Origin of the sequence: Streptomyces sp. NPDC005803 (assembly GCF_040630435.1) — a bacterium.
GTDB lineage: Bacteria > Actinomycetota > Actinomycetes > Streptomycetales > Streptomycetaceae > Streptomyces.
Genome location: NZ_JBEXXO010000002.1, coordinates 258,114 through 271,254, shown reverse-complemented (window position 1 = coordinate 271,254; position 13,141 = coordinate 258,114). Strand labels below are relative to the sequence as shown.

The following is a 13,141-nucleotide window of genomic DNA, read 5'->3' as shown; positions in this document are numbered from 1 at the left end:
CCATCGGCATGAGGGGGTTGGCACCAGGAAACCCCGGGTGGTGGCTCCATAGCTCCCGTACATACGCGACCCGTACGTTTCATCAGGTCAGCGCACCTATGAGACCGGAGACACCATGCCTCAGGCCGCAACCACCGTCGCGGAGCGGACCCGCGACAGTGCCGGAAGTACAGGAAGCGACTTCGCGCCACTGCTGCGGGCCGTCAAGGGGCAGGGACTCCTCGAACGCCGCACCGGCTGGTACGCGGCAGGCATGGCCGTCAATCTGCTCGCACTGGGCGCCGTGCTGACGGCGGTGGTCCTCCTCGGCGACACCTGGTGGGCCCTGCCGCTCGCACTGCCCCTGGCCGTCGTCTGGTCCCGCACCGCGTTCGTCGGACACGACGCCGGACATGCCCAGATAACCGGAGACCGGCGGGTGAGCCGGGCCCTCGGCCTGTTCCACGCCAACTTCCTGCTCGGCATGAACGAAGCGTGGTGGAACGACAAGCACGTACGTCACCACGCCAATCCGAACCACATCGACAAGGACCCGGACGTCGGCGTCGGCGCCCTCGTCTGGACCCAGAAGCAGGCCGCGCAGCGCGAGGGCTTCGCCCGCTGGCTCACCCGCAACCAGGCCCGGCTGTTCTTCCCGATGCTGCTCCTCGAAGGCATCGCGCTGAAGATATCGGGCTTCCAGTACCTGCGACAGCAGCCCGTCAGGGAGCGCGCCCTCTCCGCCCTGCTCCTGGTCGCGCACCTCGGCCTCTACGCAACGCTGCTGCTCACCGTCATGTCCCCCGGGAAGGCCGTCGTCTTCGCGCTCGTGCACCACGCGCTCTTCGGTCTCCACCTCGGCATGGCCTTCGCCCCGAACCACAAGGGCATGGAGATGCCCGACCCCGACGGGGACCGCTGGGGACACCTGCAGCGGCAGGTCCTCACCTCGCGCAACGTGCGGGGATCCGCCCTCACCGACTGGTTCCTCGGCGGGCTCAACTACCAGATCGAGCACCACCTCTTCCCGAGCATGCCGCGACCGCATCTGCGGCTGGCCCAGCCCCTGGTCAAGGCGCACTGCGAGGCGCTCGGCATGCCGTACGCCGAGACCGGGCTCATCGAGTCCTACCGGCAGGCGCTGGAGCACATGCACGAGGTCGGCGCACCCCTGAGGTGACCGGCCGGGTTCCACCCGCGGTGGGTGGAACCGATGGGCCACCACAAGCGTTCTCACAGCAGGAGCGGCCACGGGCCGCGAAGGAGGCGTGGACGATGTCGAACAGCGCAAAGATCGCCATCGGGGGAGTTGTCGTCGCGGTCGTCCTGATGCCGTTCATCGGGTTCTGGCTGTCACTGCTGGTGCTGGTCGGAGTTCCCGCGATCGCGTATCTGGCCTTGGATCCGAGCCAGCGGCGAAGGCTCCGTAGGATCACCCGCAAGGAAATAGGTCGCTGAGAGGGGACGCGCGTCGTGAGTGGGACAGTCACCGCCGTGAGTAGCAATGGGGCGTACAGCTTCACCAAGCCGAACCGGGACAGCGTGACGCTGCTGACCGGGCTCGGCGTGGAGGGGGACGTGCACGCGGGGGTGACGGTCAAACACCGCTCCAGGGTCGCGCAGAACCCCGACCAGCCGAATCTGCGTCAGGTCCATCTCATACAGTCGGAGCTGTTCGACGAGCTGCGCGAGGCCGGCTTCGACGTCGCCCCGGGGGACCTCGGGGAGAACATCACCACCAGCGGCGTCGATCTGCTGGCGCTTCCGGTCGGCACCCTGCTGCACCTCGGCGACGAAGCCGTCGTCGAGGTCACGGGGTTGCGCAACCCGTGCCTCCAGATCGACAACTTCCAGGACGGACTGCTCAAGCAGGTCGTCGGCCGGGACGAATCGGGCCACATCGTCCGCAAGGCCGGGATCATGAGCGTGGTCGCCGTGGGCGGCGTGGTGCGGCCCGGCGACCCGGTCAAGGTCCAGCTCCCCGCCGAGCCCCACCGCCCGCTGGAACGGGTCTGACGCCCTGATGCGCCCAGGCCCCGGGACCTCGCCGGTCCCGGGGCCTGCGCAGGCGGTTCTTCAGCCGCCCCTCTGCGTCAGGACGGCCGCACGGCCATCGCGTCCAGGGCCTTGAGCAGTTTGGGGAGCTCCGTGCCGCGCCCCACGGTGAGGATTTCCCCCGGCACCTCGTCGAGCAGCACGAAGGCGATGTCGTCGGTCCTGGCGACCATGGACCAGCCGGGGCCGTCGGCCCGGATCATCCGCGCGTCGCCCGGGGCGAAGGAGGAGCGGACCCGGCCGGGGGGCGGCGGGGTGCCGACATAGCCGTGCGCCTCGGCCAGCGCCCGCCGTACACCCGGGTGCGCTCCGGGGAGCCGTACGTCTGGGCGCCCTCCGGGGAGGGTGGCCTCGTCCGCAGCCGCTTTTCCGGCCTCCGCTTCGTCCGCGGCCTCGGCCGCCTCCTCGGGACCGGAGCTCTCGCCCGCATCGCCCGCGACCTGCGGGCCGGCGCCGGAGTCCGTGCCTGAGCCGTCCGTGTCCGGGCCCCGTGCGACCGAGCCGTCCGAGTCCTCGCCACCCACCGGCGCGAAGACCGTCTCGTCGTCGACCTGCTCACGCCAGGCCGCCCACTGGAGCGCTATCGCGTCCGCGCCCAGCCGGCGCTGCGCGGGCCCCCACACGTCGGTGTCGGGCGGACTCAGCGGTGCCAGGTCCTCCCCGTCCGCCTCCGCCTCCGGGTCCGGTGCCGGATCGTGCGGAGCCTTCACCCCGGGAGCGGCCACCGCCACGGCGAGCGGCCAGCCGGGGAGCGCGCAGACGACCGAGCGGTCATCCGGCGACAGGTCGTACTCCATACCGCAGTCCCAGGACGCTATCGCCACGGCCACGAGGGACACGTCGTCGACGACCACCGTCCACCGGGCGCCGTCGCCGTCCTGGCCCAGCACCAGGCCGTACCCCTCGGCGTACGGTTCCAGGTTCAGGGCCGCGCAGGCTGCCGGGTAGTCGTCGCCGAGGACGCTCGGGAACTGCGCGGGGGTCAGCAGGACCGCGGTCAGCACGTACAGTGCGTCGTCGTCGGCGACTGAGTTGTCCGTCCCGGCCACTGCACCCTCCTCTTCCCTCATGGTTGTCGTCGGCGCACCTTAACCAGTGGGTAACCCGCTCGTCGAGGCCCTGACAAGGCAGGACCCGGGCCCCGACGACGACCCGGACGTTCCCCCTCAGCCGTCCGACAGGCCGAGCAGGGTCCGGGCCACCGTCTCCGGCGACTGGTCGCGCTCACGGGCGAGCGCGATGACGGCCCGGCAGGCCAGTTCCCCGACGCCGAAGGAGAGCGCCTCCGGCGACACCCAGCCGCTCGCCTCGTCCATACGGTCCTCGTCGTCGTCCACCGACGCCGCGACGAACGTCGCGGCCGCCTCGAAGAGGTTGTGCTGCCGGCGCTCCGGCGCCCGTGTGGGCGCGGCGGGCCGGCCCTCCTTGCGTCCCGGGGTCACGGCTCTGCGCAGTATGCCCAACATGCTGGTCATGGGGGCCGCCTTTCGTCGATGCGTGCGCGGGGCGGTGCGCCGCACACGCGCGAGGGGTACGTGCCGTCGCTGTCCGTCGTACGTACTCACCGTCCTGCCCCCGCACGTAGGCTGGGACACTCGACCTGGACGAGGGGACGGTGCGGTGAAGCGTTACGACCGGCTGAAGGACATCCAGCGCCTCGATCCGGAGCGGGACTTCCTGGAGATCTACCGCATCACGGCGACGTACGAGTTCCCCTGGGACATCGCTCGCGCCCTCGAACTGGCGCTGTACCGCACCTACGCCGTCCCGAGCATCGGGCGGCTCCTCGCGGAGACCGCCGAGCTGACGGACCGTTCGCAGAAGCGGTACGACGACACGGCGCTGCTGCTCGACACCGTCGTCGAGCACGGCTTCGACAGCGAACCGGGGCGTACGGCCATCCGCCGCATCAACCGGATGCACAACAGCTTCGACATCAGCAACGACGACATGCGCTACGTGCTGTGCACCTTCGTCGTCACCCCGAAGCGCTGGCTCGACGCCTACGGCTGGCGCCGGCTGTCCGGTCACGAACTGGGGGCGTGCGCCGCCTACTACCGGACCCTGGGCGCCCACATGGGGATCAAGGACCTGCCACGGACGTACGAGGACTTCGAGCGCACCCTCGACGCCTACGAGGAGGAGCACTTCGGCTGGGACGCAGGGGCGCGCTCGGTCTCGGACGCGACGCTGGAGCTGATGGCTTCCTGGTACCCGCGCCCCCTCGCGCCGATCGTGCGCGGCGCGAGCCTCGCCCTCCTCGACGACTCGCTGCTGCGGGCCTTCCGCTACCGACGGCCGAGCGTCGCAGCCCGCTCGCTCACCCGCGGCGCCCTGCGTCTGCGAGGTCGCGCCGTCCGGCTGCTGCCGCCGCGCACCAAGCCCCACTACGCCCGGCAGAACCCGGAGATCAAGGGGTACCCGGACGGGTACGAGGTGGCCGCGCTCGGCACCTTCCCCACCCCGGGCGCCGGCGGCTGTCCGGTCCCGCGCCTTCGCCGCCCGGACGTCCAGTCCGGGTGACCCGCAAGGCGCCGGGGCGCCCGGGGCGGTGCGTCAGCCGGTCCGTTCGGCCAGCGCCAGGAACCGGGTGTCCTCGTCGGCGTAAGAGACGAGGCGCCAGCCCGAACGGGCCAGGAGCGGACCGAGGTTCGGCTCTGCCCGCAGATCGCCGTCGGTGATCCGGCGGCCGTGCCGCGCGGCCAGCGCCGCCCGTCCGACGGGGTGGAACAGCGCCAGCAGCCCGCCCGGCCGCACCACCCGGGCCAACTCGGCCAGGTCGGGCCCCGGCCGGGACAAGTGCGAGATCAGCCCTGCCGCGAACACCGCGTCCAGGGCCCGCGACCGCAGCGGCAGCCGGGCGGCATCGGCCTGGACCAGCAGTCCGCTGCCGGCGCGGCCCGCGCGCACCGCCGACTCCAGCATCGCCGCGGTGAGGTCGGCGCCCAGCACGGTGCCCCGGGGCCCGACCGCTGCCCGCAGCTCGGGCATCGCCCGCCCCGTGCCGCATCCCGCGTCCAGTACGACATCACCGGGGCGGAGCCCCAGCGCGGCCACCGCGGAGGCGAAGGCAGGACCGTCCTCGGGGAATCGCGTGTCCCAGTCCGCCGCGCGAGCGGTGAAGAACTCCTGGACGTGTGTGTGGTCATCGGCCATACGGACATGATCGCGCAGCCGCGGCCCGAACGAAACGGCGTGAGTCGCTGCACATGTTCGACCATGCGGCGATCGTCGGGAAACAACTCTCTGTCATATTTCGCCAGCTTTCGCATGCGCCCCGGGTGCGCGCTCCGGCGCGACTAGCGTCCCCGGGTCATGGGACACCTGGACCACGCCACCTTCGGGTGGCTGACACCTCTGCTGTCGTACGCGATGGCCTGCATCGGCGCCGCGCTCGGACTGAGCTGTACGGTGCGCGCGCTCGACACGACCGGGCGCTCGCGCCGCAACTGGCTGATCACGGCCGCATCGGCCATCGGCTCGGGCATCTGGACCATGCACTTCGTCGCGATGCTCGGCTTCGGCGTCTACGGCACCGACATCCGCTACAACGTGCCGCTGACCCTCCTCAGCCTGCTCGGCGCCATGGTGGTCGTCGGCGGCGGCGTCTTCGCCGTCGGCTACAGCCGCGACCGCACCAGGGCACTGCTGCTGGGCGGTCTCGCCACCGGACTCGGCGTCGCCAGCATGCACTACCTCGGCATGGCGGCACTGCGGCTGCACGGCGCCATTCACTACGACCCGTTGAGGGTCGTCCTCTCCGTGGTCATCGCGGTCATCGCCGCGACCGCCGCCCTGTGGGCCGCGCTCAACATCAGGTCGACGCGCGCCGTGGCCCTCGCGTCCCTCGTCATGGGCGCGGCAGTCAGCAGCATGCACTACACCGGAATGCTGGCCGTGTCCGTGCAGGTGACGCCCTCGGGAAGCGCCCTCCACGGAGCCACCGCGATGCAGTTCATCTTCCCCCTGGCCGTCGGACTCGGCTCCTACCTCTTCCTCACCTCGGCGTTCGTGGCCCTGTCCCCGACCGCGCCGGAACGCGCCGCGTACGTCCACGCCGAGCACGTGCGCGCACCCGCCGCCGCGGCCGGCCGCGGACCGGACCCGCGGTCCCGGCGCGCCGCCCGCAGCCCCGACGTGCCGCCCGCCGGAACGCGTTCACCCGCCGGCACCCGTTGACGAGCGGCCCGGCCCGCCGCACCGCCACCCACCCAGCCCCGACCCGGAACGAGGAGGCCATGCGCCCACCCCGCACGACCCCGGAGCCCGGTGCCTCCGACGCCCGGCCCGCCACCCGGCCGGCGCCCCCGGCCCGAGGCCGCCGCGCGCACGCCGGACCGCCGGCCGACGAGCGCGCCGAGCACGACGGTCCGCCGCCGCCGGCGGACGGCATATCCGCCCCTCGCGGACGCCGGACGCTGCGGCCCAGGACCGTGCGCGCGAAGATCATCTCGCTGCTCATGCTGCCCGTCGTCTCCCTGCTCGCCCTCTGGGGCTTCGCCACCGTGTCCACCGCCCAGGACGTGGCACGGCTGCGCCAGTTGCAGCGCGTCGACGAAGAGGTCAGGGCCCCGGTCGCGGCGGCGGTCTCCGCTCTCCAGGACGAACGCAAGGCGGCCATGCTCCAGGCGGCCGACCCCGGCGGCGCGCACGCCTCCGCCCTGGCGGAGCGCACCGGGCGCACCGACACGGCCCTCGACGCACTGCGACTCGACGACCGTCACACCATCGCGGACACGGGCAACCTGCCCGGGGGAGTGGCCGGCCGGCTCGACCGCTTCCTGGGCCTCGCCCAGGACCTGCGAACCGGAAAGGGCGCCGGAGACGACGAGGGCGCCGCGTACGACCGCTACACCGCGACCGTCAGCGCCGCCTTCGCCGTCTCCGGCGCCCTCACCGGCATCCAGGACGACGCCCTCGGCTCCGACGCCCGCGTCCTGCTCGAACTCGCCCGCGCCGACGAGATGCTGTCCCGCGAGGACGCCCTGCTGGCCACCGCCGCACGCCTCGGCACCCTGAAGGACCGGCCGCTGCGGCTGCTCACCGGCGCGGTCGACACCCGGCGCGCCCTGACCGAGACCGCCGGCGCCGACCTGCCCGCCACCGAACGAGCCGCCTGGCAGGAGTTCACCGCCCTGCCCGCCTACCGCTCCCTGCGGACGGCCGAGGACAAGGTCCTCGCGGCGGCGCCCGGCCGCGACGCCGCCCGAGCCGTGCCCGCCGGCCAGTGGCAGCGCGCCGCCGGTGACGTCCGCGGCGAACTGCACCGCATCGGCACCGGTGCCGGTGAGCGCGCCGCCGACCGCGTGGACCCCCTCGCCGACGGCCTGCTCAGCCCGTCCGGCGCCGCCGTGATCTTCGGCTGCGTCGCCGTCGCCGCCTCCCTGGTGATCTCCGTACGCATCGGGCGCGCGCTCGTCGTGGAGCTGGTCAGCCTCCGCAACAGCGCCCTGGAGATCGCCCGGCGCAAACTGCCCCTGGCCATGCAGCGGCTGCGGGCGGGCGAAGAGCTCGACATCCGGGCCGAGGCGCCGCCCGGCCTCGCCTCCCAGGACGAGATCGGCCAGGTCGGCGAGGCCCTCGGCACGGTCCACCGGGCCGCCCTCAGCGCCGCCGTGGAGCGGGCCGAGCTCGCGGACGGGATCTCCGGCGTCTTCGTCAACCTCGCCCGGCGCAGCCAGGTGCTGGTCCACCGCCAGCTCAACCTCCTGGACAGCATGGAGCGCCGGGCCGACGACCCCGACGAGCTGAGCGACCTCTTCCGGCTCGACCACCTCACGACCCGGATGCGCCGGCACGCCGAGAGCCTGATCATCCTGTCCGGCGCGGCCCCCGGCCGGGCCTGGCGCATGCCCGTGTCGCTGACCAACGTCGTGCGCGCGGCCGTCTCGGAGATCGAGGACTACGCCCGGGTGGAGGTCAGCAGGCTGCCCGACGCCGCGGTGAAGGGCACGGCCGTCGCCGACCTCACCCACCTCCTGGCCGAACTGGTCGAGAACGCCGCGCAGTTCTCGCCCCCGCACACCAAGGTGCGCATCACCGGCGAGCCCGTGGGCAACGGCTACGCCCTGGAGATCGAGGACCGTGGCCTCGGCATGGGCGCCGAACTGCTCGGCGAGGCCAACCGCCGCATCGAGCAGGCGGAGGCGCTCGACCTGTTCGACAGCGACCGGCTCGGTCTCTTCGTCGTCAGCCGGCTCGCCGTACGCCACCGGATCAAGGTCAACCTGCGCACCTCCCCCTACGGCGGAACGACGGCGGTGGTCCTGCTGCCGACGGCGCTGCTGCAGAGCGCGCTGCCGCCGGCCGAGGAGCAGGCGGAACCGCGCAAGGCCTCCGCCGAACACCGGGACGACCACGAACGCACCTCCTTCGGACCGGGCCCCCGAGCCGTGCGGCCGCCGCACACGTCCTTCCCCGCGCCCGTCCCCGTCCCGGCGCTGGAGTCCCGCACGGGCCCCGCGGCCCAGGTGACCTCGCTGCGCCCCCGCCGGGCCGAGGGCGAGGGAGAGGCCGGACCGGCGCCACGGCCACCGGCCGGGGAGAAGGACGAGGACGAGACCCTGCCCCGCCGGGTGCGGCAGGCCAGCCTCGTACCGCAACTGCGCGAAGAACCACGGCCCGAAGCGCCACGGGCCGGCGGACCGGCCGAGGACACGGCCGCGCGGCGAACCCCGGAACAGGCCAGGGACCGCATGACCGCCTACCGGGCCGGCTGGGTACGCGGTGGCGGCGCCGCCCCGGGCACCCCGGCAGCGGACCGGAGTACCGACGAACGACGCCCACCCAGCGAAGGAGACCCCGCATGATCACGAACCCGAGGACCGGGGCGCCCCACCGGTCCGGTGAACTCGACTGGCTGCTGGACGACCTGGTGACCCGCGTCGGAGAGGTCCGGCACGCGGTCGTGCTCTCCGGCGACGGGCTCGCGGTCGGCGCGTCCAGCGCGCTGAGCCGCGAGGACGCCGAGCACCTGGCCGCGGTCGCCTCCGGTTTCCACAGCCTGGCCAAGGGCGCGGGCCGCCACTTCCGGGCGGGAGACGTGCGCCAGACGATGGTCGAGATGGACGACGGTTTCCTGTTCGTCGCCGCCGCGGGGGAGGGATCGTGCCTCGCCGTACTCAGCACGGCGTTCGCCGAGATCGGCCTCGTCGCGTACGAGATGGCCCGCCTCGTCAAACGGGTCGGTGAGCACCTGCGTACCCCGGCGCGCTTCTCCGAGCACCCGTCGGCAGCCGGCTGAAGGGGGCGGGGAGAGCAGTGTCCAGGACCGAGGGCGGCCCGGAGGCCCCCGACCCGTACGAGCTGCCGGGCAGTCAGTGGTACGACGCCGAGGCCGGCCCCCTCGTCCGCCCCTACGCCATGACCGGCGGCCGGACCGAACCGGGCCCCGGCGGCGCGCGTTTCGATCTCATCGCGCTCGTCACCCTCGACGACACGGTGTCCGGAAGCTCCGAGGACGCGCTGCTGGGGCCGGAGCACCGGACGCTGCTGACCCTCTGCCGGACCGAGACGCAGTCGGTCGCCGAGCTCTCCGCCGACGCCGACCTGCCGGTCGGCGTGGTGCGCGTGCTGCTCGGCGACCTGCTCGGATCCGGATACGTGACGGTCAGCCGCCCGGTGCCGCCCGCCCAGCTGCCCGATGAACGCATCCTCCGCGAGGTGATCAACGGCCTGCGCGCACTCTGAGGGCGGTCCCGGGGCAGCGCCCGGTCTACAGCTGCCGCTTGCTGCCCCGCAGGTGCGTGAGTTCGTCGTTCATGGCCTCCAGGAAGCGGACGACGATGTGCAGTTCGTCCTCGTCGAACTGCCCCCGGGCCGCATCGGTGCCGGCGGCCAGCGGCCGGAAGAAGTCACGGGCGACCAGTTTCGCCGCGGCGGCGTAGTGCAGCCGCACCACCCGGCGGTCGCCACCGTCGCGGACCCGGCGGATGTGCCCCGCACGTTCCAGCCGGTCCAGACACGCCGTCACCGCACCCGAGGTCAGGTCCAGCTGCTCGCGTAGTCTCCCCGGGGTCATGGCAGAACCCGATTCGCCGTGATCGGCGTCCAGGATGGCGATGAGGGCCTGCACATCCGTCGGGTGAAGCCCCTGGGCCTGGGCGAACTCGTGGGTGATGCGATTGAACTCGCTGGTCATACGGCGCAGCAGCACTGCGAACGACTGGAGCCCGGTGGGACTGTCGTTCATGCCTCTGTCCGGGCCTCCGTCTGCGGTACGCATACCCCCAGAGTAATATCTCTCATTTATTGAGATAATGAATCGCTGAGAGATGACTGTCGGCATCGACCCATGGGGAAGCAATGAAGCCCGCACCGCGGTACCGCATCGTCCGATGGCTGGTGCCCGTCGCCCTGCTCGTCGTCTGGCTCGGCATCGGAGGGACGCTGGGCCCCTATGCCGGAAAGCTGGGCGAGGTGGCCACCAACGACCAGGCCGCCTTCCTGCCGCGCAGCGCCGAGTCGACCAAGGTGTCCGAGGAGCAGAAGGCGTTCCAGAAATCAGGGACGGTACCCGCGATCGTCGTGTGGACCGGCCGGGCGGACGGCATCCCCGAGGGCGCGCGGAAGTCCGCCAGCCGGGCGCTCGCCTCCCTTGCAGGGCAGCCCGGTGTGGTCGGCACACCCTCGCCCGCGCTGCCCTCCGAGGACGGCGCGGCGCTCTCCGGCGTCGTCCAACTGCGTTCGGACCTCGGTGACGCACTGCCCGACACCCTGGACCGGGTGCGCGCGGCGGCCGGTTCCGTACCCGGTACGACGGCGGGGATCGCCGGGCCGGCGGCCAGCCAGGCCGACCTGAAGGACGCGTTCGCGGGGATCGACGGGCTGCTGCTGGGCGTGGCGCTGGCCGCCGTGCTGGTGATTCTCCTGCTCGTCTACCGCAGTCTGCTGCTGCCCTTCCTCATCATCGTCAGCGCCGTCCTCGCCCTCGGCCTGGCCTGCGCCGTCGTGTACGTCCTCGCGGACCGGGACATCGTCCGCGTGGACGGGCAGGTCCAGGGCATCCTGTCCATCCTGGTGATCGGGGCCGCCACCGACTACGCCCTGCTCCTCACCGCCCGGTTCCGGGAGGAGCTCGCCCGGCACGGCGACCGGACGGTCGCGGTCCTCGCCGCGCTCCGGCGCTCCTTCGGAGCGATCACCGCCAGCGCCGCCACCGTGGCCCTGGGCCTCCTCGCGCTGCTGCTCAGCGATCTGACGAACAACCGGGCGCTCGGGCCGGTGGGTGCCATCGGCATCGTCTGCGCGGTGCTGAGCACGCTGACGTTCCTTCCCGCGGTGCTGGTCCTGTGCGGCCGGGCGGCCTACTGGCCGGCCAGGCCCCGCCCGGCGGACGAGGAGGCGGGCGGGCACGGCATCTGGCGCCGGGTCGCCGCGCGCGTCAACCGGTCCCCGCGCAAGGTATGGGTCTCCACCGCCCTGGCCCTCGTCGCCTGTGCGGCGTTCGCCCCCACGCTCAAGTCGCAGGGCGTGCCGCTGGACGAGATCTTCGTGAACGACGCCCCGTCCGTCTCGGCCCAGGCCACCCTGGGCAAGCACTTCCCGGGAGGCTCCGGCAACCCCGCGGTCATCGTCGCGGCGGCCGACCGCGCCGACGAGGTGACCGCCGCGGCGACACGGACCCCCGGTGTCGCGTCCGCCGCACCCGTCACCGCGTCCGGCCGTCCCGGCGGAGGCCCGCCGCTCGTGGTCGACGGCCGGGTGCGGATCGACGCGACCCTGGACGACGCCGCGGACAGCGACGCGGCCAAGGCGACGGTCCAGCGGCTGCGGAGTGCCGTGCACGGCGTCACGGGAGCCGAGGCGCTGGTCGGCGGATACACGGCGCAGCAGTACGACACGCAGCAGACCGCCGAGCGCGACCGGGGCATCATCGTGCCGGTGGTGCTCGTGATCATTCTGCTGATCCTGATGGGACTGCTGCGGGCCGTTCTGATCCCCGTCCTGCTGGTGGCCACCGTCGGCCTCAACTTCCTCGCGACCCTCGGGGTTTCGTCGCTGGTCTTCAAGCACCTCCTCGGCTTCAGCGGCACGGACGCGTCCGTGCCGCTGTACGGATTCGTCTTCCTGGTGGCCCTCGGCGTCGACTACAACATCTTCCTGATGTCACGGGTCAGGGAGGAGGCACTGGAGCACGGCGCACGGCAGGGGGTGCTGCGCGGACTCGTCAGCACGGGCGGGGTCATCACCTCGGCCGGTGTGGTGCTGGCCGCCACCTTCGCGGCGCTCACCGTGATCCCCCTGGCGTTCCTCGCCCAGATCGCGTTCATCGTGGCCTTCGGGGTGCTGCTGGACACCCTGGTGGTGCGCTCGCTCCTGGCCCCCGCCCTGGTGGTGGACATCGGCCCCAGGGCCTGGTGGCCCAGCGCGATCAGCCGGGCCCCGGCCGGAGAGACGCCTCGCGGCTGAAGCACCCGGGCCCCGGCCCCGCCCCGGAACGTGCGGGGCGGGGCCGGGGCCCGGGCATGCCGCGGACGCCGTGTCCGACCGTCAGACGTTGACGCCGTAGTCCGAGGCGATGCCGGCCAGCCCGGAGGCGTAACCCTGGCCCACCGCCCGGAACTTCCACTCCGCGCCGTTGCGGTACAGCTCGCCGAACACCATCGCGGTCTCCGTCGAGGCGTCCTCGCTGAGGTCGTAGCGGGCGAGCTCCACCCCGTTGGCCCGGTTCACCACGCGGATGAACGCGTTGCGCACCTGGCCGAAACTCTGCCCCCGGCTCTGCGCGTCATGGATGGAGACCGGGAAGACGATCTTCGCGACATCGGCCGGGACGCCCGCCAGGTCCACGTTGATGGACTCGTCGTCGCCCTCGCCCTCGCCCGTCAGGTTGTCGCCGGTGTGCTGGACGGAACCGTCCGGGCTGTTGAGGTTGTTGTAGAAGACGAAGTGCTGGTCCGAGAGGACCTTGCCGGCGTCCGAGCACAGCAGCGCGCTGGCGTCGAGGTCGTGATCGGCGCCCGTCGTCGTCCGTACGTCCCAGCCCAGGCCGACCGTCACCGCGGTCAGGCCGGGCGCCTCCTTCGACAAGGAGACGTTGCCGCCCTTGGCCAGGGTCACACCCATGAACTTCCTCCAATGATCCGGTGATCCGTTGATCAGCGTT

14 protein-coding genes are annotated in these 13,141 nt (G+C 72.6%); 9 read left to right on the top strand and 5 right to left on the bottom strand.

Annotated elements, in window-relative coordinates:
• Nucleotides 1–115 precede the first annotated feature (115 nt).
• From ABZ454_RS03930 to ABZ454_RS03920, 3 genes are all read left to right on the top strand, one after another.
• The gene (locus ABZ454_RS03930; RefSeq protein WP_359535950.1) at nt 116–1,159 is read left to right on the top strand and encodes an acyl-CoA desaturase; all 1,044 of its coding nucleotides are present in this window, start codon (nt 116–118) and stop codon (nt 1,157–1,159) included.
• Between the two features lie 95 nt (nt 1,160–1,254).
• Nucleotides 1,255–1,437 carry a hypothetical protein gene (locus tag ABZ454_RS03925; protein ID WP_356316425.1) on the top strand — a complete coding sequence of 61 codons (183 nt, stop codon included), beginning with the start codon at nt 1,255–1,257 and terminating at the stop codon, nt 1,435–1,437.
• 15 nt (nt 1,438–1,452) lie between these two features.
• Nucleotides 1,453–1,995 carry an MOSC domain-containing protein gene (locus tag ABZ454_RS03920; protein ID WP_359535949.1) on the top strand — a complete coding sequence of 181 codons (543 nt, stop codon included), beginning with the start codon at nt 1,453–1,455 and terminating at the stop codon, nt 1,993–1,995.
• Between the two features lie 77 nt (nt 1,996–2,072).
• Here the strand turns inward: ABZ454_RS03920 and ABZ454_RS03915 are convergent, their stop codons facing one another.
• The gene (locus ABZ454_RS03915; RefSeq protein ID WP_359535948.1) at nt 2,073–3,083 is read right to left on the bottom strand and encodes a hypothetical protein; all 1,011 of its coding nucleotides are present in this window, start codon (nt 3,081–3,083) and stop codon (nt 2,073–2,075) included.
• Between the two features lie 117 nt (nt 3,084–3,200).
• Nucleotides 3,201–3,509: a hypothetical protein gene (locus tag ABZ454_RS03910; RefSeq protein ID WP_359535947.1), complete on the bottom strand. Its 309-nt coding sequence runs from the start codon at nt 3,507–3,509 to the stop codon at nt 3,201–3,203.
• 145 nt (nt 3,510–3,654) lie between these two features.
• On the opposite strand from ABZ454_RS03910, the gene ABZ454_RS03905 reads away from it, so the two are divergent.
• Nucleotides 3,655–4,557 carry an oxygenase MpaB family protein gene (locus tag ABZ454_RS03905; RefSeq protein WP_359535946.1) on the top strand — a complete coding sequence of 301 codons (903 nt, stop codon included), beginning with the start codon at nt 3,655–3,657 and terminating at the stop codon, nt 4,555–4,557.
• Between the two features lie 33 nt (nt 4,558–4,590).
• On the opposite strand, the gene ABZ454_RS03900 is transcribed toward ABZ454_RS03905, so the two are convergent.
• Complete coding sequence (locus ABZ454_RS03900; protein ID WP_359535945.1) at nt 4,591–5,190, bottom strand: methyltransferase domain-containing protein; 600 nt, start codon at nt 5,188–5,190, stop codon at nt 4,591–4,593.
• 159 nt (nt 5,191–5,349) lie between these two features.
• Here ABZ454_RS03900 and ABZ454_RS03895 point away from each other — a divergent pair, with 159 nt between their 5' ends.
• Genes ABZ454_RS03895 through ABZ454_RS03880 form a run of 4 tightly spaced genes read left to right on the top strand, consistent with a single transcriptional unit; the run spans nt 5,350 to nt 9,723 of the window.
• The gene (locus ABZ454_RS03895) at nt 5,350–6,213 is read left to right on the top strand and encodes an MHYT domain-containing protein (protein WP_359535944.1); all 864 of its coding nucleotides are present in this window, start codon (nt 5,350–5,352) and stop codon (nt 6,211–6,213) included.
• A gap of 59 nt (nt 6,214–6,272) precedes the next feature.
• Complete coding sequence (locus ABZ454_RS03890) at nt 6,273–8,843, top strand: nitrate- and nitrite sensing domain-containing protein (protein WP_359535943.1); 2,571 nt, start codon at nt 6,273–6,275, stop codon at nt 8,841–8,843.
• Nucleotides 8,840–9,277: a roadblock/LC7 domain-containing protein gene (locus ABZ454_RS03885; protein ID WP_359535942.1), complete on the top strand. Its 438-nt coding sequence runs from the start codon at nt 8,840–8,842 to the stop codon at nt 9,275–9,277. The genes ABZ454_RS03890 and ABZ454_RS03885 overlap by 4 nt, the downstream gene beginning before the upstream one ends.
• Before the next feature lie 17 nt (nt 9,278–9,294).
• Nucleotides 9,295–9,723 (top strand): DUF742 domain-containing protein, encoded by a 429-nt coding sequence (locus ABZ454_RS03880; RefSeq protein WP_359535941.1) that lies wholly within the window; start codon nt 9,295–9,297, stop codon nt 9,721–9,723.
• A 25-nt stretch (nt 9,724–9,748) separates the two neighbouring features.
• Here the strand turns inward: ABZ454_RS03880 and ABZ454_RS03875 are convergent, their stop codons facing one another.
• Nucleotides 9,749–10,258 carry a MarR family transcriptional regulator gene (locus ABZ454_RS03875; protein ID WP_356316445.1) on the bottom strand — a complete coding sequence of 170 codons (510 nt, stop codon included), beginning with the start codon at nt 10,256–10,258 and terminating at the stop codon, nt 9,749–9,751.
• A gap of 80 nt (nt 10,259–10,338) precedes the next feature.
• Between ABZ454_RS03875 and ABZ454_RS03870 the strand changes: the two genes are divergently transcribed.
• The gene (locus ABZ454_RS03870; protein ID WP_359535940.1) at nt 10,339–12,444 is read left to right on the top strand and encodes an MMPL family transporter; all 2,106 of its coding nucleotides are present in this window, start codon (nt 10,339–10,341) and stop codon (nt 12,442–12,444) included.
• 81 nt (nt 12,445–12,525) lie between these two features.
• Here ABZ454_RS03870 and ABZ454_RS03865 read toward each other — a convergent pair whose 3' ends face one another.
• Entirely contained in the window at nt 12,526–13,101 is a 576-nt protein-coding gene (locus ABZ454_RS03865) for a TerD family protein (RefSeq protein ID WP_359535939.1), read from the bottom strand.
• Nucleotides 13,102–13,141 lie beyond the last annotated feature (40 nt).